Genomic DNA, 25,704 nt, shown 5'->3' with positions numbered 1-25,704 from the left:
TCGTTAGCTCAGTTGGTAGAGCAGTTGACTTTTAATCAATTGGTCGCAGGTTCGAATCCTGCACGACCCACCATCTTCCTCAGACGCGCTTTTACCGCGCAGTTTTAAGAAGAACACTTCAGCATTGCTTCACAACCTAAGATGGGTCGTTAGCTCAGTTGGTAGAGCAGTTGACTTTTAATCAATTGGTCGCAGGTTCGAATCCTGCACGACCCACCATCTTATCTCAGCCGCCTGGCGTGTTGAACGGTTGTAAGCCCCCAGCGGGTCGTTAGCTCAGTTGGTAGAGCAGTTGACTTTTAATCAATTGGTCGCAGGTTCGAATCCTGCACGACCCACCAATTAAGAAAAAAGCGCCCTCAGGGCGCTTTTTTTGTTTCTGCGGCACGGCGTTCCCCGTGCAGGGTGAGAACCTGCAGCAGGTTCGACTGAATCGCCAGGCGATTCAGGCTGATGCGACAGCATCACCCGAAGGGCGAGGCCCCGGATGGGCCGAGGCAATCCTGCACGACCCACCAATTAAGAAAAAAGCGCCCTCAGGGCGCTTTTTTTGTTTCTGCGGTATCTGAAAACTTTTTCAAAGCAAAACGTCACTGGTTTTTGAAGTTGTTGGCAAACTTTGGCCCGTTCCGCTGAGAGATCGAGCCTGCGCAGAGAACAGGGTCAGATCGGAAAGACGCCAAAGCCAATCCCTGACCTGCTCGACCCGCGCGATTACGCACCTCATCCCTGAGGTGCGCCCGTAGCCGGGCCAACGCGTTGCGTTGTTCAAAAACGCTCCCGGCGTTTTTGTCCCAGGCGCGGGACGCTTACCTCTTCTGACCCTGTTCCCTGCGCGTTGAGCTTTTTCGTTGCGGCCAAATCCAGTCGGGTGCGAGTTTGTAAGCAGTCTGGAAAAGCCTCTGGCGATGGCTGTCGGCCCGCGCCATTCTCTTCTGACCCTGTTCCCTGCGCGTTGAGCTTTTTCGTTGCGGTCAGATTAAGTCGGGTGCGAGTTTGTAAGCAGTCTGGAAGAGGCTCTGCATTTTTAGTTTCTGCGATACCGACTATGCAGATCAGGGCAGACTATCTGCATCCTTACATCAACCGTCACGGCTTTTTCTTTGCCTTTGCCACTGCCAGGCTCTCCCAGATATGCATCACTGCATAGCTGCGCCAGGGACGCCATGACTGCGATCGCGCCTCCGCTTCTTTCGATGACAGGCCGCCCAGGTTATTCCGGATGGCAATATCTTCTTTGGGAAAGGCATCCGGCCAGCGCAGGGCGCGCATCGCGATATAGTGCGCGGTCCAGGGACCAATACCCGGCAGGCTGACCAGTTTTTTGATGACCTCGTCTGGCGCCTGAGCGGCGCTGAGACGCAAATCTCCGCTGGCGCAGGCATTTGCAAAGGCGATGATGGCGCGGGAGCGGGCGGCACTGACAATCCCCATCGGCGCGACATCGTCTACCGTCAGTCCGGCGATGCGTTCAGGATGGGCGGTGTAGCGGGTCAGATCGGCGAACGGCGTCTCACAGGGTTCGCCAAAGGCGGCGGCAAAACGGCTGCTGACCGTGGTGGCCGCTTTGACCGTCACCTGCTGGCCGATAATGGCGCGCACGCCCAGCTCAAAGGCGTCGAATGCGCCAGGCACTCGCAGACCCGGATGCGAGATCAGGCTGGGTGCCAGCAGTGGGTCCTGCGCCAGACAGGCGGCGATACGCTGCGGCTGTGCGTCGAGATCGAACAGATCGCGCAGACGGCGCAGCAGCAGAGGCAGAACCGGCGTCAGCGAGGTGGAGAGCGTCACCTGCAGCGCGTTCTTTTGCGGCAGATGCGAAACAGAAACCCAGCCCCGGCAGCGGCCGAGCACCACGGTGCGTCGCCAGCAGCCATCTTCCACCGCCTCGACCTCTTTCATCAGATGCGTCTGCAAAAACCAGAGCATCGCCGCCCAGTCGTAGGGAGGACGATAGGCCAGCCGCAGCGTCACGCGGTCGCCGGGCTGCGCACATTGAGTGCCCGTATCGTCCCTGCGCAGCGCGCCTGGCGTCATGCGGTAACGCGCCTGGAAGACATCATTAAAGCGCCGCAGGCTGCCAAAGCCGCTGGCATAGGCAACGTCAATAATCGGCAGCCGGGTTTCGGTCAGCAGCTGTTTAGCCAGCAGCATGCGCCGCGTCTGCTTCAGTTCCAGCGGCGAGACACCCAGCTCCTGCTGCACGATACGGCGCAGTTGACGCAGGCTGATACCGAATTCAGCGGCAATCGCCTCCAGTCCTTCACGTTCCTCCAGCATGCCTTCCTCGATACGCTGAACCAGCCGCTCTGCCACACGGTGCGGCTGATCAACCGGCGCATTACCGGGTGCCAGTTCAGGCCGACAGCGCAGGCAGGGGCGAAAGCGGGCTTTCTCCGCCGCTTCGGCGCTGCTGAAGAAAAGGCAGTTCTTCTGCATCGGCGCTTTGACCGGGCAGACCGGACGACAATAGATACCGGTTGAGGTCACGCCAACAAAGAAAACGCCGTCAAAGCGGGTATCACGAGAGGTCAGCGCCTGATAGGCAATGTCGGGATCGAGCATGGCAGTTCTCCGGTAAATAAGCGCAGCCTACACCGGTGAATCCCGGCAGACTGGCTGTTTTCGGACAGCACAACAGTTTATCGCCATGACCGAAAACAGCCAGTCAGGCTGATGAAAAGTGCGATAATAGGCGACAGAACCGTGACGGGAGAATCACCATGTACTACTTCAAACCGATAGTCACCCCGGTGGGTGAACTGAAACTGGTCGCCAGCGATAGCGGCCTGGCGGGTATTTTGTGGGAAAACGACGATCCCAAACGCACCCGGTTTTTGCCGCAAACGCGCGATGACGATCATCCCATTCTGATCGAAACTGAGCGTCAGCTCAGCGAATACTTCACCGGTGCTCGTCGCTGCTTTGAGCTGCCGCTCGATTTTGTCGGCACTGAGTTTCAGAAAAAAGTCTGGCAGGCGCTGGTGGCTATCCCGTTTGGTGAGACGCGCAGCTACAGCCAGATTGCGCGGGAGATCGGCCATCCGCTGGCGGTGCGTGCCGTCGGGGCGGCCAATGGGCGTAATCCGCTCTCAATTGTCGCACCGTGCCACCGCGTGATTGGAGCCAACGGCAAGCTGACCGGCTTTGCGGGCGGACTGGATATCAAAGCCTTTCTGCTGGCACTGGAAGCGCCGCAAAAACCGCTGGTACTGGCAGATGAAACGCAGCCCGGCAGGGTCGGCGCTGTGATGCAGACAGAATAAATATCGCACGACACAGCCAGGCTTTTCCGCTATCTTGTTTAGCATATAAAACACGATGGCGGATTCTACGCCATAATTCGCCGGAACAGGCGATTTTCGTTAATTAGACAAAACGAGAGCTGTGTCATGAGTGTGATGTTCGATCCAGAAAGCGCCGTTTATCCCTTTCCGCCCAAACCCGCTCGCCTGAGTGACGACGAGAAGGCGTTCTACCGTGAGAAAATTAAAGCGCTGCTGAAGGCGCGAAACGCGGTGATGGTGGCGCACTACTACACCGATCCGGAAATTCAGGCGCTGGCAGAAGAGACAGGCGGCTGCGTTTCCGACTCGCTGGAGATGGCACGCTTTGGCAGCAACCATTCGGCAACGACACTGCTGGTGGCGGGCGTGCGCTTTATGGGGGAAACCGCCAAAATCCTCAGCCCGGAGAAAACCGTACTGATGCCGACGCTGCAGGCGGAGTGCTCACTGGATCTCGGCTGCCCGATTGAAGAGTTTAACGCCTTTTGCGACGCCCATCCCGATCGAACTGTGGTGGTCTACGCCAATACCTCGGCGGCGGTAAAAGCGCGGGCCGACTGGGTGGTGACCTCAAGCATTGCGGTCGAGTTGATTGAGCACCTCGACAGTCTGGGCGAAAAAATTATCTGGGCGCCGGATCGCCATCTTGGCCGCTACGTCACCCAAAAATCGGGCGCGGACGTGCTCTGCTGGCAGGGTGCCTGCATTGTGCACGACGAGTTCAAAACCCAGGCGCTGCAGCGTATGAAAGCGCTCTATCCCGACGCGGCAGTGCTGGTGCATCCTGAGTCACCGCAGGCGATTGTCGATCTGGCCGATGCGGTCGGCTCGACCAGCCAGCTGATTCAGGCCGCCAAATCCCTGCCGCATCCGCAGATGATTGTGGCGACCGATCGCGGCATCTTCTACAAAATGCAGCAGGCGGTGCCGGATAAAGAGCTGCTTGAAGCGCCGACCGCCGGTGAAGGTGCCACCTGCCGCAGCTGTGCTCACTGTCCCTGGATGGCGATGAACGGCCTTAAAGCCATCGCAGAGGCGCTGGAGTCGGGTGGGATGGAACATGAGATTCAGGTGGATGAGGCGCTGCGTGAGGCGGCGTTACTGCCGCTTAATCGCATGCTATCCTTTGCAGCGGAACTTAAACTCAACGTGAAGGGAAACGCGTAAGCGTTTTCCGGACAGGTGCTCAGCATGGACTTCTTCAGCACACACAATATTCTGGTTCACATTCCTCTGGGTGCCGGAGGCTACGATCTCTCATGGATTGAGGCTATCGGCACGCTGGCAGGCTTACTCTGCATCTGGTTTGCCAGCCTGGAAAAAATCATCAACTATCCCTTTGGCCTGATTAACGTCACGCTGTTTGCGGTGATTTTCTTTCAGATCCAGCTCTACGCCAGCCTGCTGCTGCAGCTCTTCTTTTTTGCCGCCAATATCTACGGCTGGTACGCCTGGAGTCGGCAAACCTCCGATCATCAGGCGGCGCTGAAAATCCGCTGGCTGCCGCTGCCTAAGGCGCTGGCCTGGACGGCGGGCTGTGTGATTGCGATTGCGCTGATGACCCTCTATATCGATCCGGTGTTTGCGCTGTTAACCCGTGCGGCCGTCACGCTGATGAACGGCCTTGGCCTGTCGGTGGCGATGCCCGCGCTGCAGCCGGATGCGTTCCCGTTCTGGGACTCCTGCATGATGGTGTTGTCGATTGCGGCGATGGTGCTGATGACGCGCAAATATGTTGAGAACTGGCTGCTGTGGGTCATCATCAACGTGATTAGCGTGATGATTTTTGCCCGTCAGGGCGTCTATGCGATGTCGCTGGAGTATGTGATTCTGACGCTGATTGCGCTGAACGGCTCGCGCATGTGGATCCGCAGCGCGCGGCAACAGGGTTCCGGCGCGCTGTCGGCTCAGTGAGTGTGCGCTTCGCCTTTAGCGTGAGCGTGGCCATGATCATGGTCGTGAGAATGACTGTGGTCATGGCCGGTGGCGGCAGCGCCGCTTAAGCCGAGTTCACACTCGGCACCGGCACAGGGCTGATACTCCATCTGCACGGTCGCATGCGCAATCTGATAGTGCTGGCGCAGATAGTCGTGGATACGATGCAGCAGCGCATCGTGATCGTAAGGCGGGATCACCTGCGCATGCAGCGTCAGCAGCGGCTTTTCGCCCACCTGCCACAGATGCACATGGTGAACATTGCGCACCTCTGCGATGTTCAGGGTGAGATCACGTATCAGCCGGTTCACATCCAGCGATCGCGGCGCCCCTTCCAGTAACTCCTGCAGACTCTCACGCAGCAGCGCCCAGGCGCTGCGCAGCACCAGCAGTGACACCAGTAACGACAGAATCGGGTCGATTGGGGTCCAGCCGGTCAGCATAATAATCACCGCCGCGACAATCGCACCCACCGAGCCAAGCAGGTCGCCCATCACATGCAGCGCCGCGGCCCGCACGTTGAGATTCTTCTCTTCGCTGCCGTGATGCAGCAGCCAGAACGACAGAATATTGGCCAGCAGGCCGCCAATAGCAATCCCCAGCATCAGGCCGCCGGTCACCGGTTGCGGGTCGGCAAAGCGGCGCACCGCCTCCCAGACGATCAGTGCGGTAATGCCCAGCAGCGCAATGGCGTTAACAAATGCGGCCAGCGTGGTCAGACGCAGCAGACCAAAGGTGTGGCGTGCATTGGGTTTACGGCGCGAGAACTGCACCGCCAGCAATGCCATCAGCAGCGCGGCGGCATCGGTCAGCATATGCCCGGCGTCCGCCAGCAACGCCAGTGAACCCGAGAGCCAGCCGCCAATCACTTCAGCCACCATAAAGACAACGGTCACCCCGAAGGCGGCCGCCAGACGCGTGCGATTACTATCCTGCCCGCTATGAGTGTGGGTATGTGCCATAAGATTCCAGTTTTTTCAGTAACCTGTTTGCTAATAATATCAGTAATTGCCACGTCTCAGACGTGTCCTGATGCTGTTTTGCCTGCTCCGCCAGTTGCTGGCTGAGCTGTGCGCCGTGATCCAGTCCCACCAGTAACCAGCTTCCTTTCATCCGGTGTGCCGCTTCGGCGAACGGCATCCACGCCTCGCGCTCGCGTGCTTCGCGCATCACGGCCAGATCCTGCGTCACCGTGTTGTGCAGCGTCTGGCTCAGACGGCGGAGGTATTTCTCATTCTGCTGCGCCAGTTGCCACAGATTATCATCCAGCGCCGCCAGCGGATCTTCCTGCCACTCTGCCAGCAGCGCGCTGAGATCGGCTAACTGCACCGGTTTTATCACTACCCGCTCCCGCGCCTCCAGCGGTCGTGACAGCAGCTGGGCATCCGCGGAGCAGAGCACCCGCATCGCCTGACGCTTCCGCTGACGGTCACGCCGCCGCAATATCCGCAGCAGCAGCGTGCCGTCAGGCCGCGGCATCATCTGGTCGATAAACAGCAGGTCATAAGGCTGTTGCGCATCGGCCTGCAGTAGTGCGCGTCCCTGCTCGAAGATGTCAGCCTGAATCGCAAAACGCGACAGCTGCTGCTGCATCACCAGCAGATTGGTCGGATGGTCATCGACAATCGCCACCCGCAGCGGTGGAAGGTCGGGAAGGGCGGTTTCATCCACGTGGTTTGCTGGTGCGCAGACCTCCAGTGGCAGCGTCACGGTGACCTGGGTGCCGTGACCGGGTTCAGAGGCGAGCCGGATGTCGCCGCCCATCCGCTGCACCATTTCCCGGCAGATAAACAGCCCCAGGCCGCTGCCCTGCACCGAAACCGATTTACCGGACGGCGCCTGATACCAGGGATCAAACAGCTTCTGCTGCTCCTCTGGCGGAATACCGCTGCCGCTGTCGCTCACCGTCAGAATCAACTGTTGTTGCTGTGCGGCCAGCGTCAGACGAATCGCGCCGTGGCGGGTAAATTTCAGCGCATTGGTCATCAGGTTGTTGACCACCTGCTGCAGGCGATCGGCATCGATCATCACGGCATCAGGCAGCGGCGTCAGCGCCTCGACGATCAGATGCGGGCCGTCTTCGCGCATTAACGGGTGATAAAAGTGCTGCTGCTGATTGAGCCACTGCGCCAGCGCCAGCGGACGGGGAGCCAGGGTAAAACTGTTGCTCTCGATGCGCGCATGATCCTGCAGATCATTCAGCAACGTCAGCAGCGATTGCGCACTGCTGTGCAGCAGCGTCAGGTTCTGGCTGCTGTGCTGCTGCTTCTCCAGCTCCAGCAGTCCGAGGATCGCCTGCATCGGCGTGCGCAGCTCATGGCTGACGGTCGCCAGGAACTGGCTCTTCATCGCATTGGCGTGTTCAGCCTGTTCACGCTGCTGACGCTCCCGGCGCTGTTGCCAGTAGCGGCGCGCCAGCAGCAACAGCAGCAGCGCAATGGCCGCACCTGCCACCGCCAGCACCATCATCGGCAGCGAACGCATCACCATCACGCTGCCGGGCTGTGGCGGGGTTGACCAGCTGTCGCGCATCTGACTCTGTGTGTCAGCCGGGATCTGCTGCAGCGCGCGATCCAGCAGGGTGCGCAGCACCGGCTGGTCAGCCGTCACGCCCAGCGCGATCGGCCAGGCGATGTCGCTGGCGGCAAAGGCGAGATGGATGCGCGCATCATCGCGGCTGGCGATACGCCAGCGGGCGGAGAGCACGTTATCGACCAGCGCATCGATCTGCCCTTTTGCCAGCGCGTCATAGAGGCTATTACGATCGGCAAATTGCTGCGGCTGCAGATCCGCAGGCAGCAGACGCAGCGCCAGGTCATCCTGCAACACGCCGACCCGCTTGCCGCGCAGGTCGCGCCAGTGCGCCAGCGTATCGGGCTGCAGGCTGTAGATGCCCCACAGCGCGCGCCACACCGGCAGCGAGGTGCTCTGCATCGCATCGCCGTTCAGCGGCTGCATCAGCTGCAGCATCGCCTGCTGCTGACCGATCAGCGTGTTCGCCTGACGCGGATTGCTGACCCACACCGGTTCAAACTGCAGGCCGGTGCTCTGAGCTATCGCTTTCAGCAAATCCACGCCATAGCCTCTGGCGGTCCCGCTGGCATCGCGATAACTCCAGGGATAGTTGTCCGGTTCGGCGGTGTAAGTAATACGCGGATGATCGGCAATCCAGGCGCGTTCAGTGGGGCTGAGCATCAGGGTCTGCGTATCCTGGTAGCGCGGCAGGGTACTGCTCCAGCGCGCCTGCAGCGTGTTCATCAGTTCTGCTGGCAACTGACGCAGGCTCTGATTAATCCAGCTGATAAGCTCCGGATCGCGGGAGACCGCGCGCAGGTTGAGCTGTCCGGCCTCGATGTGTGAGGCGATCTGATAAATCTGGCCCTGTTGCAGCTGGCTCAGCAGAAATCCGGCGCTGGTCTCATCCGCCACCACATAATCATTCTGCTGATTCAGCAGGGTATAGAGCGCCTGCAGATCACTGCTGTAGCGTCGCCAGCTGTGGCGGGCCGCCAGCGCAGGCGGCAGTTGTGCCAGCGTGCTTTCGCTGATCGCCAGTTGGGCATTCTGGCTGTTAAACATCACGGCACGCTGGTTTTGCTGATTGCGGTAGACCCGAAGCGGGCTGCTGTACCAGTTATCGCTGCTCAGCGCGCCGGCTGGCAGGGGAGAAATCCACATGCCAAGCGCAAAATCGATCTGGCCGCTCTTCAGCGCCTGCATCAGATGCGGCTGATCGCTGTAGAGGTTGAGGCTGAACTGCGCGCCAGTCAGCTGGCGCAGTGCGGAAAGATAGTCAGCATTGATGCCATACAGGTCGTTGCCGATGCGCATCGCCCAGGGGGCGTGGTTCTCTTCCAGCAGGCCAACACGCAGAATTTTGCCCTGCATGGTTTCCGCGTGTGTCACCGGTAGCATCATCGGCAGATTGATGCTGCTCACCGGACGCACCTCAGCCAGAACGGAGCCGCACAGCAACAGCAGCATCAGCAGGAGAGTTCTCACTGCTGCGCCTTCCACAGGTCAGCCAGTTCCACCACCGAACGGGCGCCGGTTTTTTCCAGAATGTTCTTTTTATGGGTGCTGACCGTTTTATTACTGATGTGCAACTGGGCGGCGATTTGCAGATTGGACAGGCCGCTGGCCAGCAGCGCCAGAATCTGACGCTCTTTCTGGGTCAGCGGGAGTTCCGGCTCATCATCCATCACCGGAAACGCCGTCTGACCGCCCAGCACCGCCAGGATAGCGCTAAGCAGTTGCGCCATGCGCTGGCTCTTCACCACATAACCGGCGGCACCCAGCGCCTGGGCACGACGCACATAGTGGCGGGTCTGCTGAGCAGAGTAGATCAATACCGGACAGTCGGGGCGATGGATCTTCAGGCGACGCAGGAACTCCAGCCCATCGCTATCCGGCAGGCCAATATCCAGCACGATGATGTCCAGTGGCTGCTGAAGCAGGGGACGGGCGGCTTTTTCACTGCTGGCAGAGAGGAGCTGAACCGGAATAGGCGACTGGCTCAGAGCGGCTTCAAGTGCCACTTCAACCAGCGGATGATCGTCAATCAGAAGCAAAACGGCCATGAAGGATTTCCTGTAAAATTCACAGGATTAGCATAGCGGAAGAGTGGGACAGAGGGGAGAAAAACCAGGAGAACGTCAGCTCTCCTGGCTAAACAGAATTACTGGGTGGTACCGTCGGTTTTAGTATCTACGTCACCGCCGCCCACTTTAGTCTGAACTTTTTTATTGATGTTCGGACATTTACCATCTTTACACTGGGCGTTCTGGTCCATTTCGTTAGCAGACATATTACCATGGCTGGTGGTGCTGCCGGACGTTGCAGGATTGGTATCGTTGCCAGTGTTATTAATTTTGCTGTTATCGACATTATTTGGCGGCAGATTCTCTTTCGCTCCGCCCGCTGCTGCACCTGCACTGGCTGCCTGATTCGATGTACCGTTATTGCTGCTGCTGTCTGCAGCCAGTACCGCACCGCTGCTCAGTGTCATTGCTGCTGTCAAAAAGAGTAAGGCAAACTTTTTCATCATTATGCTCCCGTTAATAAATGAAGATGCTTTAAGCCCAGAGGTGCAATTTCGGGTAAGAAAATCCCTGACGAAATATAATTCGCCGGTTGGCTTAAACAGGGTGATTTAATTTTGTAAGCGGGACGTTCCTCAGTGCTTACAATTAAAAAGTCTAGTCGCTAACCTGATTAATGCAAATATCACCCGCACATTTAACCCGCAGCGGGAATTTACACCCCAGGCGCTTCGGGCTACATTGGGCAGGTTGTGTCCGGCGGGCGCCGGGCCAGAAATAATATGGAATCAGTATGAATTACCAGAACGATGACTTACGCATCAAAGAGATTAAAGAGCTGTTACCTCCGGTTGCGCTGCTCGAAAAATTCCCGGCGACCGATCGTGCTGCACAGACCGTTTCACAGGCCCGTCAGGCGATTCATCAGATCCTGCAGGGCAAGGACGATCGCCTGCTGGTGGTGATCGGCCCCTGCTCAATTCATGACACTGAAGCGGCAAAAGAGTATGCCGACCGCCTGCTGGCGCTGCGTGATGAGCTGAAAGGCGAGCTGGAAGTGGTGATGCGGGTCTATTTTGAAAAGCCGCGCACCACGGTGGGCTGGAAAGGGCTGATCAACGATCCCTACATGGATAACAGCTACCAGCTCAACGACGGTCTGCGTCTGGCGCGTAAACTGCTGCTGGATATTAACGACAGCGGCTTACCGGCGGCGGGCGAGTTTCTGGATATGATTACCCCGCAATATGTGGCTGACCTGATGAGCTGGGGCGCGATTGGCGCGCGCACCACGGAATCCCAGGTTCACCGTGAGCTGGCGTCCGGTCTCTCCTGTCCGGTCGGCTTCAAAAACGGCACCGATGGCACCATTAAGGTGGCGATCGATGCCATTAACGCGGCGGGATCGCCGCACTGTTTCCTGTCTGTGACGAAATATGGTCACTCCGCCATTGTGGAAACCAGCGGCAATGGTGACTGCCATATCATTCTGCGCGGCGGCAAAGAGCCGAACTACAGTGCGCAGCATGTTGCAGAGGTCAAAGAGGGCCTGGCAAAAGCGGGTCTGCCACAGCAGGTGATGATCGATTTCAGCCACGCCAACAGCAGCAAGCAGTTCCAGCGTCAGATGGTTGTGGCAGACGATGTCTCACAGCAGCTGATTAATGGTGAGCAGGCGATTGTCGGTGTGATGATCGAGAGTCATCTGGTGGAAGGCAACCAGAGTCTGGAGAGCGGCGAGCCGCTGGTCTATGGCAAAAGCGTCACCGACGCCTGTATCGGCTGGGAAGATACCGACAAGGTGCTGCGTCAGCTGGCGGCAGCGGTTAAACAGCGCCGCGGCTGAGTGGGATAACTGACAAGGTCTGACCCGGTTCGCGTTGAGGATTGTGCCTCTGACCGTATTCCCTGCGCTTTGAGCCAATCAGTTGTTGCCTGGCTCATTGATCTCTTTATTCTGACAACGAACACAGTGCGCAGCGTTCGTGCGCGCAGCCCAATAAAAAAAGGCCAGACTTTCGTCTGGCCTTTTTGCATTTCAGCGAGAAATTACTTCGCTTTACCCTGATTCGCAACGGCTGCGGCTTTCGCGGCAATCTCGTCCTGGTCGCCCAGGTAGTAGCGTTTCAACGGTTTGAAGTTTTCATCGAACTCATAAACCAGCGGTACGCCGGTAGGGATGTTCAGTTCGAGGATTTCATCTTCGCTCAGGTTATCCAGATATTTCACCAGCGCACGCAGTGAGTTGCCGTGTGCGGCAATGATCACTTTCTCACCGCTTTTGATGCGCGGCAGAATGGTTTCGTTCCAGTAAGGGATAACGCGGTCAATAGTCAGCGCCAGGCTTTCGGTGGTTGGCAGCTGCTCTGGGGTCAGTTTCGCGTAACGCGGATCATGGCCCGGGAAGCGCTCATCTGAACGATCCAGCTCTGGCGGAGTAACGGCAAAGCCGCGACGCCACTGCTTAACCTGCTCATCACCATATTTGGCAGCGGTTTCCGCTTTATCCAGACCCTGCAGCGCACCGTAGTGACGCTCGTTCAGACGCCAGGTTTTCTCAACCGGCAGCCAGGCCTGATCCAGCTCATCCAGCACATTCCACAGCGTGTGAATGGCACGCTTCAGTACTGAGGTGTAAGCGAAATCGAAAACAAAGCCCTCTTTTTTCAGCAGCTGACCTGCTGATTTGGCTTCGCCACGACCTTTCTCAGAAAGGTCAACATCATACCAACCGGTAAAGCGGTTTTCGTTGTTCCACTGGCTTTCGCCGTGTCGCACCAGAACCAGCTTAGTTACAGCCATAGCTTAACTCCTTAATACTGTGATGTTTCTGTGAGATTGGAAACCTGCTGCTGCCCGCCTGACACGCGAGCTGATTGCGCCATACCATAACGGAAAAGCGGGCAGCGCGTAAGCCTGTGTGTGACGCACTGCGCGTTTTTCAGCCGGAGGCTCAGCGTGGCGTGAAGCGATAACGCGTCACGGATTCCCAGCGATCTCCCGGCTGCAGCCAGCAATCAGGCTGAGGCCATTCAGCATGATTAGGCGAATCCGGTAAAAATTCGCTCTCCAGCGCAATACCCTGAAAAGCAGTATAGCTCGCCTGCTCACGGGCACGGGTGCCCGCCAGGTAGTTGCCGGAGTAGAACTGCAACGCCGGTGCCGAAGTGGTCACGCTGAGCTGCAGTCTGCCATCTTCCGACCAGAGTTCTGCCGCAGGCTGAGTGTCGTCGCCTGCGCTGTTGAGCAGAAACGCATGGTCATAGCCCTTCACCGCTCGCTGGTCGTCGTCTGCCAGAAACTCCTGTGCCACGACTTTGGCCTCGCGGAAATCAAAACTGGTTCCGACAACTTCTTTCAGCGGCGCATTCGGGATGCCTTCGCTGTCGACCGGCAGATAATGGTCGGCGTGCAGTTGTAAGCGATGCTGGCGGGCGTCGCCATGATGCGCATCAAGGTTAAAGTAGGCGTGGTTAGTCAGATTGACCGGGCAGGGCTGATCGCAGCGCGCTTCATAGCTAATGCTCAGGCAGTTCTGGTCATCCAGCTGATAGCGCAGATCGGCAATCAGATTGCCGGGATAGCCCTGATCGCCATCAGGCGAATCAATGCGGTAGTGCACCTCGCTGTCAGACTGGCTGACAATCTGCCAGCGGCGCTTATCAAAGCCTTCCGGTCCGCCATGCAGCTGATGTGCGCCCTGGTTCGGCACCAGCTGGCGGTTCAGTTTATTCAGTTTTGCCCCGGCGATGCGGTTAGCGTAGCGGCCGACCGTCGCGCCCAGATAGGCATCCTGATGCAGATAGTCAGAGGGCGTGGCGCAGCCGAGCAGCGCTTCACGCACCGTGCCATCCTGCATCGGCACGCGGGCGGAGAGCCAGGTTGCGCCCCAGTCCATAAAGGTGGCCAGCATGCCGTTGGCATTGCGCAGCACCGTTATGCGCCACGGCTGACCGTCGGGCGCATGGGAGTTGACGTCGTTCAGCATTGGCCAGCTCCTTCAGAGGCTTTGCAGACGTAGAAGGTCTCTTTGATGCCGGTTGCTGCTTCATACTGCTCCGCTACGGCGGCTTTGACCTGATCGACCAGATCCAGTGGCATCAGCGCGACGATACAGCCACCAAAGCCGCCGCCGGTCATACGCACGCCGCCGCGCTCACCGATCTGCGCTTTCACGATCTCTACCAGGGTATCGATCGGTGGCACGGTGATCTCGAAGTCGTCACGCATCGAGGCGTGAGATTCGGCCATCAGCTGGCCCATACGGGTCAGGTCGCCCTGCGTCAGCGCATCGGCTGCTTCCAGGGTGCGGGCGTTCTCGGTCAGGACGTGACGCACGCGTTTTGCCACCTGCGGGTCGAGCTGCGCCTGCGCCGCTTCAAACTCGGCCAGTTCAACGTCACGCAGCGCCTTCTTATTGAAGAAACGTGCGCCCGCTTCACACTGCTCACGACGCGTGTTGTATTCGCTGCCGACCAGAGTACGACGGAAGTTGGAGTTGATGATCACCACCGCGATATCTTCCGGCATCGACACCGGACGCGTGCCCAGCGTGCGGCAGTCGAGCAGCATGGAGTGATCTTTCCGGCCCAGCGCTGAGATCAGCTGGTCCATGATGCCGCAGTTACAGCCGACGAACTGGTTTTCCGCTTCCTGACCATTCACGGCAATGGCGGCGCCATCCAGCGGCAGATTATAGAGCTGCTGCACCACGGTGCCGACCGCCACTTCCAGCGACGCAGATGAGCTGAGGCCCGCGCCCTGAGGCACGTTGCCGCTGATCACCATATCGATACCGCCGAAATCGGCATGTCGCTGCTGCAGATGTTTCACCACGCCCCGCACATAGTTGGCCCACATCGGTTCCTGCAGGCTGACGATCTCTTCATCGAGAGAGAATGTGTCCTGCGCATTTTCATAATCCGCAGCGACCACCCGAATCTGGCGATCGTCACGGCGGGCACAGGCAATCACCGTCTGGTAATCGATGGCGCACGGCAGCACGAAGCCGTCGTTATAGTCGGTATGCTCGCCAATCAGGTTAACGCGGCCCGGTGCCTGAATGGTATGCGTAGCGGCGTAACCGAAGGTGTCAGAGAAAAGCTGCTGCGTGATGGTTTTTAAGCTCATTGTTGTGCCTCACGGAAGTGAACGTCGCTGACAGAACGCAGACGTTCCGCCGCCTGTTCCGCCGTTAAATCGCGTTGGGTTTCGGCCAGCATTTCATAGCCAACCATAAATTTACGCACCGTTGCTGAGCGCAGCAGCGGCGGATAGAAGTGAGCATGCAACTGCCAGTGATCGTTGGCTTCGTCGTTAAACGGCGCGCCATGCCAGCCCATGGAGTAGGGGAATGAGCACTGGAACAGGTTGTCGTAGCGGCTGGTCAGCAGCTTAAGCGCCAGCGCCAGGTCAGTACGCTGCGCCTCATTGAGGTCGGTAATTCGTTTGACGTGCGCTTTCGGCAGCAGCAGGGTTTCAAACGGCCAGGCGGCCCACCACGGCACCACCGCCAGCCAGTGATCGGTTTCCACCACGGTGCGGCTGCCATCCTGCTGTTCACGTGCCAGATAATCGACCAGCATCGGCGAGCCATGTTTAGCGAAATAGTCGCGCTGATGATCATCTTCACGCTGCGCTTCATTCGGCAGGAAGCTGTTGGCCCAGATCTGACCATGGGGATGCGGGTTGGAGCAGCCCATCGCCGCGCCTTTGTTCTCAAACACCTGCACCCAGGGATAGTGCTGACCCAGATCGGCGGTCTCTGCCTGCCAGGTACGCACCACCTCTTCCAGCGCGTTCAGCGACATCTCCGGCAGGGTTTTGCTGTGATCGGGCGAGAAGCAGATGACCCGACTGGTGCCGCGAGCGCTTTCACAACGCATCAGGATATCGTCGCTCTCAGGCGCGTCTGGCGTGTCGGTCATCAGCGCAGCAAAGTCATTGGTAAAGACGTAGGTGCCCGCATAGTCCGGGTTTTTGTCGCCGGTGATGCGGGTGTTTCCGGCACACAGGAAGCAGTCCGGATCGTGCGCCGGTAACGTATTGACCGCCGGGGTTTCCTGCGCGCCTTGCCACGGACGTTTGGCCCGATGAGGTGAAACTAAAATCCATTGATCAATCAGTGGATTGTAACGGCGATGCGGGTGATCGACCGGGTTGAATTTTTCCATGTTAGATCCTGGTAAGCGTCAAAAGCCAAAGAGGCATCGGTAAAAAGTAGCACATCAGCGCGCCCGAAAGCGTGATCAAGTCTGGATAAATGGTATCGTTTACACAAGCTGAATATTCTTATTTCGTGGCATTGTGTGCGGATATATGGCGTGAAAGGTGATGTAGAATGGTAGCGCTTACACAAGAGCGCTTTAAAACGCCGCAGCAGCGGCGTGGGGTGACGCGTTACAAGAGCCTTAGTGCAGGGTTTCCTGCTGATAGTGATAGCCGCCGTCATGGGCGATAAAGCTCAGGCGATGTGTAATGCAGGCGGGCGCATCTTCCGCGTGATGCGAAACAAACAGCAGCTGAGTCCGTCCCTCGCCAATCAGCACATCGACAAAGCGCCGCACCAGCTGGCGGTTAATCGGGTCGAGCCCCTGTAGTGGCTCATCCAGTATCAGCAGCGTCGGATGCTTAACCAGCGCGCGGGCAATCAGCACCAGCCGCTGCTGTCCCCATGAGAGCGAGTGGAACGGCGCATCGGCCTGTCCGTTATCCATCCCCAGCAGTGCCAGCCACTGCTGTGCCAGCGCTTTTTGCCGGTCAGAAGCCGCCTGATAGAGACCAATAGAGTCGAAGAAGCCCGACAGGATCACCGTGCGCACATTGGTGCTGACGCGGTAATCGAGATGCAGGCTGCTGCTGACATAGCCAATATGCTGCTTGATATTCCAGATGGTTTCACCACTGCCGCGACGGCGGCCAAACAGGGTTAAATCATTGCTGTAGCCCTGAGGATGATCGCCGGTCACCAGGCTGAGCAGGGTCGATTTCCCTGCGCCGTTCGGGCCAGTAATCTGCCAGTGTTCGCCGGCGTTGACCTGCCAGTTCAGCCCCTGAATTACCGGCTGATCGTTGTATGAGACGGTGCCGTTGCGCAGGATAACGCGCGGCGCATCATCCGCCAGCGATGGCAGCTGATCCGGCGCATCCGCCTCAGGTAACGCCATTCCCATCAGCTGTTCACTGTGTGCCAGCTGCGCCACCAGCGCTTCTGCTAAAATGGCCTGGCGTGGCCCGCTGTGGGTGAGGGTGCACTCCGCCAGCACGCCAACCTGCTGAATGAAATCGGGAATATCGTCAAAGCGATTGAGCACCAGCACCAGGGTAAATGTCGGTTGCTGCAGGCCGCGCAGCGTGTCGGTCAGGCTGGCGCGCGACGCCACATCCAGCCCGTCAAACGGCTCATCCAGAATCAGCAAATCGGGCTGGTTCATCAATGCCTGACAGAGCAGGGTTTTGCGGGTTTCGCCGGTAGAGAGATATTTGAAGCGGCGTGAAAGCAGCGCTTCGATGCCGAACTGCTGTGCCAGCTGCTCGCAGCGCTCGGGCTGCTGCACCTCCGCCTGAATCACCTCTGCCACGGTCAGCCCGGTATCCTCTTCACCTTCGCTGAGCATATCGGTGTTGTTGCGCTGCCACTCCTGCGCCACCAGGATTTGTAGCTGCTCCAGCGACAGCCGGACCGGCCGTCTGAAATCGCTGCTGACTGAACCGGCCAGCGGCGGAAGTTCTCCAGAGAGTGCGCGCGCCAGTGATGATTTGCCGCTGCCGTTGGCTCCGACAAACGCCCAGCTTTCGCCGCGCTGCAGTTCCACCTGATTCAGGCTCAGTATCCGGGTATCGCTAAGACGAAACGTGCCTTGCGAAATGTGCAATGAAGCCATGATCTGTTCCATTTTTTGCATCGTGTCACTGAGTTGTAACCATTGCCCGTAATGAAGTCAAATCAACCGCTAGAGCAGGGTGGCGACGATGGCGTGTTCCGCATTGAAACTGGCGATCACGGCGTCGCCGGGCTGCAGCCTGAGTTGCTGCAGCTGATCGTTGCTCAGGGTCGCGCACAGGGTTTCGCCGCTGGCGAGCTTCATCAGCACTTCACTCATCTGCTCGCCGGGTTCGATGGCACTGACCGTCGCTGCCAGCTGATTGTCATCCTGTGCGGCGTCACGACTGATGCGGATCCACGGCGCCTTGATCAGCACCAGCACCTCTTTACCCGCGGCCAGTTGCAGGCGATCGGCGCTGCGCTGGGTCAGCGCCACATTAAGCAGCGTGACGCCATCGGCCAGTTGAATCAGCAGATGCTGGACCACCTGCTGCGCATCGTTACTGACAACGGTGCCAAACAGCTGGTTACGGGCGCTGGTCTGCAGAGAGAAACGGGCGATGGCCGCCAGCAGACTGTCGAGCGGTAACGTATCCTGCTGCAGCGCATCAAAGGCTTTCTGCTGGATCTGCTCCATCAGCTGGAACAGCTGAATCAGGCGTTCACCGTAGCGGGTCAGCGTTGCGCCACCGCCGCCTTTACCGCCGGTGGCCCGCTCCACCAGCGTTTCATCCGCCATCTGGTTCATCTCATTAATCGCATCCCAGGCACTTTTGTAGCTGATACCGGCCAGCTTCGCCCCCTGACTGATCGACCCGGTCTGCTGTACGCGTTTCAGCAGCTCAATACGTCGCGGATCGGCAAACAGTTTCTGTTGTAAACGGATATGAAGGGACAGTTCGGCTTCCATGACAGCTCCGGCAAAGGGTTAAGGCGAAGGCCGATGATAGCGGCGTTTTGTGACCAAAGTAAAAGCACGAAAAGGGCTGCGCAAAATTTTGCTGACCCGTTACAATCTCTTTTTTGTTAGCAGAGTGAGACTCTCCATGCTGGAATTACTTAAAAGCCTCGCCGTTGCCATACTGATGGTGCCTGTCGTGATGGCGCTGATGCTGGGCATGATTTATGGCCTGGGTGAAGTGTTTAACGTCATCTCTAAAATTGGTCATCGCGAAAAATCCTCAGCCCGTTCGCACAATTAATTGCTGCCACGCCCGCCATCTGCGCGGGCGTGGTCGTTTTTATCTCTCCTGATTTAACCTTTTGTTCCCCCTGCCGATAATTTACTGAACCTCACTGACATTGCGCTATATTATCCGCTACACAACGAATAGCCGGAGAAAATCATGTCATTTAAACACTATCGCTGGGGCGTCGCGGCCCTGATCACCGTTTCGCTGGCCGGGCAGGCTGTGGCCGCCGACAACATCACTGTGTTTGCCGCGGCTTCACTGACCAACGCGATGCAGGATATTGCCAGCCGTTACAAGCAGGAAAAGGGGGTGACGGTGGTCTCTTCGTTTGCCTCCTCTTCAACGCTGGCGCGCCAGATTGAACAGGGTGCTCCTGCCGATCTCTTTATCTCTGCCGATCAGCAGTGGATGGATGATGCGGTGGCGAAAAAAAGTGTGATTACCAGCAGCCGCTATACCCTGCTGGGCAACGATCTGGTATTGATTGCGCCACGCAGTGCCGCCGCGAAAGCGGTGACGCTGGACCCGCAGACTGACTGGAAAACCTTGCTGCACGGTGAGCGTCTGGCAGTCGGCGATCCGGACCACGTTCCTGCGGGCATCTACGCCAAAGAGGCGCTGCAAAAGCTGGGTGCCTGGGAAGGCGTTGCGCCTTCGTTAGCGCCAGCCAATAATGTGCGGGCAGCACTGGCGCTGGTCGAGCGTAATGAAACGCCCTATGGCATTGTCTACGGGTCCGACGCGGTCGCCAGCGACAAAGTGCAGGTCGTCGGGCATTTTCCGGCAACCAGCCATAAACCCGTAGAATATCCGATGGCGATCGTGAACGATCACGACAACGCTGCCGTTAAAGCGTTTTATGATTATCTGAAAGGGCCTCAGGCCGCGGCTATCTTTAAACATTACGGATTCACACCGACGAAATGATACTCAGCGATCCCGAATGGCAGGCGGTACTGCTTAGCCTTAAAGTCTCTGGCATAGCCGTGATTGGCAGTCTGCCGTTTGGCATCCTGATGGCCTGGATTCTGGTGCGCTGCCGTTTTCCTGGTAAAGCGCTGCTCGACAGCCTGATCCACCTGCCGCTGGTGCTGCCGCCGGTGGTGGTGGGTTATCTGCTGCTGATTAGCCTTGGGCGGCGCGGCATCATAGGCGAAAAGCTTTATGACTGGTTCGGCTTCAGCTTTGCTTTCAGCTGGCGCGGTGCCGCACTGGCCTCTGCCGTGATCGCCTTTCCGTTGATGGTGCGCGCCATCCGGCTGGCGCTGGAGGCGGTGGATTGCCGGCTGGAGCAGGCGGCGCGCACGCTGGGCGCCGGACGCTGGCGGGTCTTTTTCACCATTACACTCCCGCTGACGTTGCCGGGCGTCATCGTTGGAACGGTGCTGGCGTTTGCCCGATCGCTGGGCGAGTTCGGCGCCACCATCACCTTTGTTTCCAATATTCCCGGCGAGACGCGCACGCTGCCGCTGGCGATGTTTACCCTGATAGAGACACCGGGTGCGGAAGGGGCGGCGGCACGGCTCTGCGTCATCGCGATCGTGCTGGCCCTGGCGTCACTGCTGGCGTCGGAATGGCTGGCACGTGCAGGCCGTAAGCGGATGGGAAACTGATGCTATCACTCAACATTATGCAGCAGCAGGGCGATCACGTGCTGGAGGTCGACCTGCAGATCCCGGCCAAAGGGATCACCGCTATTTTCGGCGTGTCAGGCGCCGGAAAAACCTCCCTGATCAACGCGATCAGCGGGCTGACTCAGCCGCAGAGAGGACGGATCCAGCTGCACGATCGTCTGCTGTTTGATGCGGAGCAGAAGATTGCGCTGCCGCCGGAAAAACGGCGTATCGGTTATGTGTTCCAGGATGCGCGGCTGTTCCCGCACTATCGGGTCCGTGGCAACCTGCAATATGGTATGGCACCTAAGATGAAAGCGCAGTTCGACAGTCTGGTCTCTCTGCTGGGTCTGGAGGCGCTGCTGCCGCGCTTTCCGCTGTCGCTGTCGGGCGGGGAAAAGCAGCGGGTCGCGATTGGCCGTGCGCTGCTGACCGCACCGGATATGCTGCTGCTGGATGAGCCGCTGGCGTCTCTGGATCTGCCACGCAAACGTGAACTGATGCCCTATCTGCAAAAGCTGGCGAAGCAGGTTGATATTCCGATGCTCTACGTTTCGCACAGTCTGGAGGAGATCCTGCAGCTGGCTGATAACGTGCTGGTGCTGGATGCGGGCAAGGTCAAAGCCTTTGGTCCGCTGGAGCGGGTCTGGAGCAGCAGCGCGATGCGGCCCTGGCTGCCGGTGAGTGAACTGACCAGCGTGCTGCGGGTGCAGGTGCTGGAACAGCATCCCGACTATCCGATGACCGCGCTGTCGCTGGGCGATCAGCACATCTGGGTCAGCCGGGTGAATCAGCCGGTTAAAACCCCGCTGCGTATTCGCATTGCCTCGGCCGATGTCTCGCTGGCGCTGCAACCGCCGCAACACAGCTCCATCCGCAACATTTTACCGGCACAGGTGGTGGAATTGCTGGAGGTCGGGGACCAGGTTGAGGTGAAGCTGCGCATCGGCATCAGCGAACTCTGGGCGCGCATTACGCCGTGGGCGCGGGATGAGCTGGGCATCCGGCCGGATCAGTGGCTTTATGCCCAGATCAAAAGCGTCTCGGTGACGCCCTGATTACAACACGTACTGATAGAGGGTATCGGCAATACCGGTTTCAAGGTTGGTGCCGATCACCATTTTCGCCCGCGCTTTGATCGCCTCATCGGCATTACCCATCGCCACGCCCAGTCCGGCCGTTTCCAGCATGCTGAGATCGTTATAGTTATCACCGAACGCGATCACATCGGACATACTCAGCCCCAGTGATTCAACCCACTGCGCCAGTCGTTTGCCTTTGCTGTTGCCGCCTTTGGCGATATCGACCTGATCGTGCCACGACCATTCGCAGGCCAGCCCCAGTTCCGCTTCCACCCTGGTGGCGAACTGCTGCAGTTCCGGGATGTTGTTGTGCGACAGGGCAAACTTCCAGATCGAACCGGCGTCGCGTGCCGCCTGGGCCAGGTCGGGCACCTGGCGGAACAGTGGACGCTGGTGGGCCGGCAGCGATTCGGCCCACTTCAGGGTGCGCATCACGTGGCCGGTCAGGGTCTGATAGAGCATCGCATCATCCACGTAGAGCAACCCGTGAATTTGTTGCTGATTCAGCATCTCAATCACCTGCAACGCCAGCTGCGGGTCGAGGGGATCGGACGCCAGCACCTTTTTCGCCTGGTAATCATACAAATAGGTGCCATTACAGCAGATTGCGGGTGTATCCAGCTGTAACGCCTGATAAAAAGGGTGGATAGCGCAGTGATGGCGTCCGGTCACGATAGCGACATGAACGCCCGCCTGGCGTGCCTGATTTAGCGCTTCGATTGACTGCGGCAGAATCGTTTTGGCTGGGGTCAGCAGCGTGCCGTCGAGGTCGAGGGCAATTACACGGTAGCTCATTAATCCTCTCGTTTTTCCTGGTTTGCAGGGGCTGAAGTCTACACCTCACCACGGTCCGGAGACAAAAAACAGGGCACAAATGATCCCAGCGCAGGGCAATAAAACAGGCTACAGTGATTCACAGATCATGATCAGGCAGCAAAAAAGGAGAATGCATGAAACAAGTTGTCTACACCGCCAGTCCCGAGAGCCAGCAGATCCACGTCTGGCAGATGAATGATGAGGGCGGGCTGACGTTGCTTCAGGTGACCGATGTCGCCGGCCAGGTTCAGCCGATGGTGGTGAGTCCGAACCGCGATTTTCTCTATGTCGGTGTGCGTCCCAATTTCCGCGTGCTGGCGTTTCGCATTGCCGCCGATGGCACGCTGACCGAAGCGGGTCAGGCGCCGTTGCCCGGCAGTCCGACTCACATTTCCACCGATCGCCAGGGCAGATTCCTGTTCTGCGGCTCCTACAATGATGCCTGCGTCAGCGTCAGCCCGATTGGCGATGACGGCATTCCGCAGGCCCCGCTGCAGGTGATCAGCGGACTGGATGGTTGTCACTCGGCCAACATCGATAATGACAACAAGACGCTCTACGTGCCGGCTCTGAAGCAGGATCGTATCTGTCTGTTTACGCTGGGCGAAGATGGTCAGCTGACGCCGCGTAAACAGACGCAGGTCACGACGGTAGAAGGCGCTGGCCCGCGTCATATGCAGTTCCATCCGGGCGGCCAGTATGCTTACTGCGTGAATGAGCTCGACAGCACGGTTGAGGTGTGGGCATTAAATACGGGCGAAGGCGAAGCAGAAAGCGTTCAGACGCTGGATATGATGCCGCCTGACTTCAGCGGTACGCGCTGGGCAGCCGATATTCATCTGACGCCGGATGGCCGTTTCCTCTATGCCTGCGATCGCACCAGCAGCACGCTGGCAGTCTTCAGCGTCAGCGACCTGGGCGATGAGCTGACACTGGAAGGGTTCCAGCCGACGGAAACGCAGCCGCGCGGATTTAATATCGATCACAGCGGACGCTATCTGGTAGCGGCGGGACAGAAATCTCATCACATCGAAGTTTATGCGATTACCGAACCGAAAGGGCTGCTAAAGCCGCTGGGACGTTATGCGGTGGGGCAGGGCCCGATGTGGGTTGTGATTCATCAGTTACAGGCGTAACCCGCTACGAAAAACGCCTCTCCTGTCAGGGAGAGGTATGAGATAGTTGACGAAGTCTGCCGCAGCCCAGCTGTGAGATCGAGCAGACACAGGGAATGGCGTCAGATCGGAAAGACGCAAAAACCGCCATCCATGGCACGCTCGGCCCACGCGATTACGCACCTCATCCCTGAGGTGCGCCCGTAGCCGGGCCAACGCTTTGCGTTGTTCAAAAACGCTCCCGGCGTTTTTGTCCCTGGGCGTGGGACGCTTTCCTCTTCTGACGCCGTTCCCTGCGTTTTGAGCTAATACGTTGCTGCCAGGTCACCCAGCCTTGGGTTTGCCAGTAGTCTGGCGTGCTGAATTACTGATAATTCACGGTCAGCGAGGCGCTCGCCAGTGCGTGGAAATGCACATTAAAGCCGACCATTGCGCCACTGGCGCCTTCATCTACTTCAATCGTCTCCACATCCAGCGCATGCACGGTGAAAATGTAGCGATGGGTTTCGCCCTGTGGCGGCGCCGCGCCACCGTAACCCGCCTGACCGAAATCGGTACGGGTCTGGATTGCGCCTGCTGGCAGTGACGCTTTGCCGGAACCGGCACCCTGCGGCAGTGACGTCGTGCTGGCCGGAATATTCGCCACCACCCAGTGCCACCAGCCGGAACCGGTCGGGGCATCAGGATCGTAGCAGGTCACCACAAAACTTTTGGTACCCTCTGGTGCCGCTTCCCAGGCAAGATGGGGAGAGATGTTCTCGCCCTGATAACCCATGCCGTTGAAAACATGTTTTTCAGGCATCTTCTCGCCGTCATTAAAATCCTGACTAAAAACGCGCATCACATCTCCTTAATTGTCGATGAATAGCCTGTCATCATAACCAAAAGTGCCGTCAGTGCCAGCGGTCAGCCCGCTTCAGGCGGCAAAATGTTGAGAATGCTCCAGCGCGCCGCCAATCGCCTGCACCAGCCTGCTCAGCGCCTGCGGCGTGATGATGTAGGGTGGCATCAGGTAGATCAGCCGGCCAAAAGGCCGGATCCAGACGCCCTGTTCAACAAAGAACTGCTGCAGCGCCGCCATATTAACCGCCTGATGGGTTTCCACTACGCCAATCGCGCCCAGCACGCGCACATCGGCCACCTGCGGTGAACTGCGCAGCGGCAGCAGCTCAGCCCGTAACTGCTGTTCGATCGCCGCCACCTGGCGCTGCCAGTGACCTTCCGCCAGCATGGTCAGGCTCTCCGCCGCGACCGCGCAGGCCAGCGGATTGCCCATAAAGGTCGGGCCATGCATAAAGCAGCCCGCCGCGCTGCGGCTGATGGTGTCCGCGACCTCGCGGCTGGTCAGGGTCGCCGCCAGCGTCATCATGCCACCGGTCAGCGCTTTGCCGACGCAGAGAATATCCGGGGTAATGCCCGCATGCTCGCAGGCAAAGAGTTTGCCGGTACGGCCAAAGCCGGTGGCGATCTCATCCGCAATCAAAAGCACGCCATAGCGATCACAGGCTTCCCGTACCTGCTGCAGATAGCGCGGATGGTAGAAACGCATGCCGCCCGCACCCTGCACAATCGGCTCCAGAATGACGGCTGCCAGTTGCCGGTGATGCTGTTCTATCAGCCTGGCGAAATCATCGAAATCAGGCTGGTGCCATTCATCATCAAAGCCGCAGGCAGGGGCCGCCGCAAAGTGATGCTCGGGCAGATAGCCGCGCCACAGGCTGTGCATCGAGTTCTCGGGGTCGCACACCGACATCGCTGCAAAGGTATCGCCGTGATAGCCGCGTTTCAGCGTCAGGAACTGCTGACGCGTCTCGCCACGCCCCAGCCAGTACTGCAGCGCCATCTTCATCGACACTTCCACCGCCACCGAGCCTGAATCGGCCAGGAAGACGCACTCCAGCGCCTCAGGCGTCATCGCCACCAGCTGACGGCAGAGCGCCACCGCCGCCGGATGGGTAATGCCGCCAAACATCACGTGCGACATCTGGGTGACCTGCTCTGTCAGCGCCCGATTCAGGCGCGGATGGTTGTAACCGTGGATCGCCGCCCACCACGAGGACATCCCATCCACCAGCTCACGGCCATCGGCCAGTTTCAGCTGAAAACCCTGTGCGGCGACCACCGGGTAGCAGGGCAGCGGATCCTGCATCGAGGTGTAGGGATGCCAGATATGCTGGCGGTCAAAGCGGGCATCGTCTGAGGAGAAAACGGGGATAGTCATCGGAGTTGTAAACCAAAATAAAAAAATATAGTTTACAAGTATAACCCTGCTTTTCGTCGGGATGACACCCTTTTTG

Annotated in this window: 23 protein-coding genes, 2 tRNA genes and 1 other RNA gene; 12 read left to right on the top strand and 14 right to left on the bottom strand. The window is 58.5% G+C overall.

Going from position 1 to position 25,704, the window contains the following annotated elements; translation table 11 throughout:
* Positions 1 to 143: 143 nt before the first annotated feature.
* From NR195_RS11715 to NR195_RS11705, 3 genes are all read left to right on the top strand, one after another.
* Positions 144 to 219 (top strand) — tRNA-Lys (locus NR195_RS11715).
* 46 nt (positions 220 to 265) lie between these two features.
* Positions 266 to 341, top strand: a tRNA-Lys gene (locus NR195_RS11710).
* Positions 342 to 384: 43 nt separating this feature from the next.
* Positions 385 to 518: non-coding RNA, RtT sRNA (locus tag NR195_RS11705), on the top strand.
* Positions 519 to 1,089: 571 nt separating this feature from the next.
* Here the strand turns inward: NR195_RS11705 and NR195_RS11700 are convergent.
* Positions 1,090 to 2,565 (bottom strand): AlkA N-terminal domain-containing protein, encoded by a 1,476-nt coding sequence (locus NR195_RS11700; protein WP_256844543.1) that lies wholly within the window; start codon positions 2,563 to 2,565, stop codon positions 1,090 to 1,092.
* A gap of 158 nt (positions 2,566 to 2,723) precedes the next feature.
* Between NR195_RS11700 and NR195_RS11695 the strand changes: the two genes are divergently transcribed.
* The 3 genes from NR195_RS11695 (at position 2,724) to pnuC (ending at position 5,201) form a co-directional block, all read left to right on the top strand.
* Positions 2,724 to 3,266 (top strand): methylated-DNA--[protein]-cysteine S-methyltransferase, encoded by a 543-nt coding sequence (locus NR195_RS11695; RefSeq protein ID WP_010260149.1) that lies wholly within the window; start codon positions 2,724 to 2,726, stop codon positions 3,264 to 3,266.
* Positions 3,267 to 3,392: 126 nt separating this feature from the next.
* Positions 3,393 to 4,454, top strand: coding sequence for a quinolinate synthase NadA (gene nadA / locus NR195_RS11690; protein ID WP_010260151.1), 1,062 nt, complete (start codon positions 3,393 to 3,395; stop codon positions 4,452 to 4,454).
* A 24-nt stretch (positions 4,455 to 4,478) separates the two neighbouring features.
* Complete coding sequence (gene pnuC, locus NR195_RS11685) at positions 4,479 to 5,201, top strand: nicotinamide riboside transporter PnuC (protein ID WP_256844542.1); 723 nt, start codon at positions 4,479 to 4,481, stop codon at positions 5,199 to 5,201.
* Here pnuC and zitB read toward each other — a convergent pair.
* The 4 genes from zitB to NR195_RS11665 form a co-directional block, all read right to left on the bottom strand.
* On the bottom strand, positions 5,195 to 6,184 hold the full coding sequence (gene zitB / locus NR195_RS11680) for a CDF family zinc transporter ZitB (protein ID WP_052270810.1): 990 nt from the start codon (positions 6,182 to 6,184) through the stop codon (positions 5,195 to 5,197). The genes pnuC and zitB overlap by 7 nt on opposite strands.
* The gene (locus tag NR195_RS11675; protein WP_256844560.1) at positions 6,162 to 9,206 is read right to left on the bottom strand and encodes an ATP-binding protein; all 3,045 of its coding nucleotides are present in this window, start codon (positions 9,204 to 9,206) and stop codon (positions 6,162 to 6,164) included. Before NR195_RS11675 ends, zitB begins: the two co-directional genes overlap by 23 nt.
* Before the next feature lie 14 nt (positions 9,207 to 9,220).
* Positions 9,221 to 9,802: a response regulator transcription factor gene (locus tag NR195_RS11670; protein WP_033756983.1), complete on the bottom strand. Its 582-nt coding sequence runs from the start codon at positions 9,800 to 9,802 to the stop codon at positions 9,221 to 9,223.
* Between the two features lie 98 nt (positions 9,803 to 9,900).
* Positions 9,901 to 10,269: a YbgS-like family protein gene (locus tag NR195_RS11665; RefSeq protein WP_022626030.1), complete on the bottom strand. Its 369-nt coding sequence runs from the start codon at positions 10,267 to 10,269 to the stop codon at positions 9,901 to 9,903.
* 287 nt (positions 10,270 to 10,556) lie between these two features.
* On the opposite strand from NR195_RS11665, the gene aroG reads away from it, so the two are divergent.
* Positions 10,557 to 11,609 (top strand): 3-deoxy-7-phosphoheptulonate synthase AroG, encoded by a 1,053-nt coding sequence (gene aroG / locus NR195_RS11660; protein ID WP_010669658.1) that lies wholly within the window; start codon positions 10,557 to 10,559, stop codon positions 11,607 to 11,609.
* Between the two features lie 203 nt (positions 11,610 to 11,812).
* On the opposite strand, the gene gpmA is transcribed toward aroG, so the two are convergent.
* The 6 genes from gpmA to modE all read right to left on the bottom strand — a co-directional run bounded on the left by gpmA (position 11,813) and on the right by modE (position 18,498).
* A complete protein-coding gene (gpmA, locus tag NR195_RS11655; protein WP_033756988.1) occupies positions 11,813 to 12,565 on the bottom strand; it encodes a 2,3-diphosphoglycerate-dependent phosphoglycerate mutase in 753 nt (250 codons plus the stop codon).
* Between the two features lie 151 nt (positions 12,566 to 12,716).
* Positions 12,717 to 13,751 carry a galactose-1-epimerase gene (galM, locus tag NR195_RS11650; RefSeq protein WP_111533524.1) on the bottom strand — a complete coding sequence of 345 codons (1,035 nt, stop codon included), beginning with the start codon at positions 13,749 to 13,751 and terminating at the stop codon, positions 12,717 to 12,719.
* Positions 13,745 to 14,893, bottom strand: coding sequence for a galactokinase (gene galK, locus NR195_RS11645; RefSeq protein ID WP_256844541.1), 1,149 nt, complete (start codon positions 14,891 to 14,893; stop codon positions 13,745 to 13,747). Before galK ends, galM begins: the two co-directional genes overlap by 7 nt.
* Positions 14,890 to 15,936, bottom strand: coding sequence for a galactose-1-phosphate uridylyltransferase (gene galT, locus NR195_RS11640; RefSeq protein WP_089414463.1), 1,047 nt, complete (start codon positions 15,934 to 15,936; stop codon positions 14,890 to 14,892). Before galT ends, galK begins: the two co-directional genes overlap by 4 nt.
* A gap of 237 nt (positions 15,937 to 16,173) precedes the next feature.
* On the bottom strand, positions 16,174 to 17,646 hold the full coding sequence (gene modF / locus NR195_RS11635) for a molybdate ABC transporter ATP-binding protein ModF (protein WP_256844540.1): 1,473 nt from the start codon (positions 17,644 to 17,646) through the stop codon (positions 16,174 to 16,176).
* Positions 17,647 to 17,715: 69 nt separating this feature from the next.
* Positions 17,716 to 18,498, bottom strand: a complete 783-nt coding sequence (gene modE / locus NR195_RS11630) for a molybdenum-dependent transcriptional regulator (protein WP_010260181.1) — start codon at positions 18,496 to 18,498, stop codon at positions 17,716 to 17,718.
* 136 nt (positions 18,499 to 18,634) lie between these two features.
* Between modE and NR195_RS11625 the strand changes: the two genes are divergently transcribed.
* The 4 genes from NR195_RS11625 to modC all read left to right on the top strand — a co-directional run bounded on the left by NR195_RS11625 (position 18,635) and on the right by modC (position 21,452).
* The gene (locus tag NR195_RS11625) at positions 18,635 to 18,790 is read left to right on the top strand and encodes an AcrZ family multidrug efflux pump-associated protein (RefSeq protein WP_010260183.1); all 156 of its coding nucleotides are present in this window, start codon (positions 18,635 to 18,637) and stop codon (positions 18,788 to 18,790) included.
* Between the two features lie 144 nt (positions 18,791 to 18,934).
* Positions 18,935 to 19,708 carry a molybdate ABC transporter substrate-binding protein gene (gene modA / locus NR195_RS11620; RefSeq protein WP_031293050.1) on the top strand — a complete coding sequence of 258 codons (774 nt, stop codon included), beginning with the start codon at positions 18,935 to 18,937 and terminating at the stop codon, positions 19,706 to 19,708.
* Positions 19,705 to 20,394: a molybdate ABC transporter permease subunit gene (gene modB, locus NR195_RS11615; protein ID WP_010669664.1), complete on the top strand. Its 690-nt coding sequence runs from the start codon at positions 19,705 to 19,707 to the stop codon at positions 20,392 to 20,394. Before modA ends, modB begins: the two co-directional genes overlap by 4 nt.
* On the top strand, positions 20,394 to 21,452 hold the full coding sequence (gene modC / locus NR195_RS11610) for a molybdenum ABC transporter ATP-binding protein ModC (protein WP_033785481.1): 1,059 nt from the start codon (positions 20,394 to 20,396) through the stop codon (positions 21,450 to 21,452). Before modB ends, modC begins: the two co-directional genes overlap by 1 nt.
* Here modC and NR195_RS11605 read toward each other — a convergent pair whose 3' ends face one another.
* Complete coding sequence (locus NR195_RS11605; protein WP_256844539.1) at positions 21,453 to 22,271, bottom strand: pyridoxal phosphatase; 819 nt, start codon at positions 22,269 to 22,271, stop codon at positions 21,453 to 21,455. It abuts the gene before it with no gap.
* 155 nt (positions 22,272 to 22,426) lie between these two features.
* Between NR195_RS11605 and pgl the strand changes: the two genes are divergently transcribed.
* Positions 22,427 to 23,428, top strand: coding sequence for a 6-phosphogluconolactonase (gene pgl, locus NR195_RS11600; protein ID WP_010669667.1), 1,002 nt, complete (start codon positions 22,427 to 22,429; stop codon positions 23,426 to 23,428).
* Between the two features lie 343 nt (positions 23,429 to 23,771).
* Here the strand turns inward: pgl and NR195_RS11595 are convergent, their stop codons facing one another.
* Positions 23,772 to 24,248: a kinase inhibitor gene (locus tag NR195_RS11595; protein WP_013357177.1), complete on the bottom strand. Its 477-nt coding sequence runs from the start codon at positions 24,246 to 24,248 to the stop codon at positions 23,772 to 23,774.
* A gap of 75 nt (positions 24,249 to 24,323) precedes the next feature.
* Positions 24,324 to 25,628 (bottom strand): adenosylmethionine--8-amino-7-oxononanoate transaminase, encoded by a 1,305-nt coding sequence (gene bioA, locus NR195_RS11590; protein ID WP_187510927.1) that lies wholly within the window; start codon positions 25,626 to 25,628, stop codon positions 24,324 to 24,326.
* Between the last annotated feature and the right edge of the window lie 76 nt (positions 25,629 to 25,704).

Source organism: Pantoea sp. Ft-CA_14, from assembly GCF_024520875.1.
GTDB classification, from domain to species: Bacteria; Pseudomonadota; Gammaproteobacteria; order Enterobacterales; family Enterobacteriaceae; genus Pantoea; species Pantoea agglomerans.
This window is presented reverse-complemented; position numbering and strand designations above follow the sequence as displayed.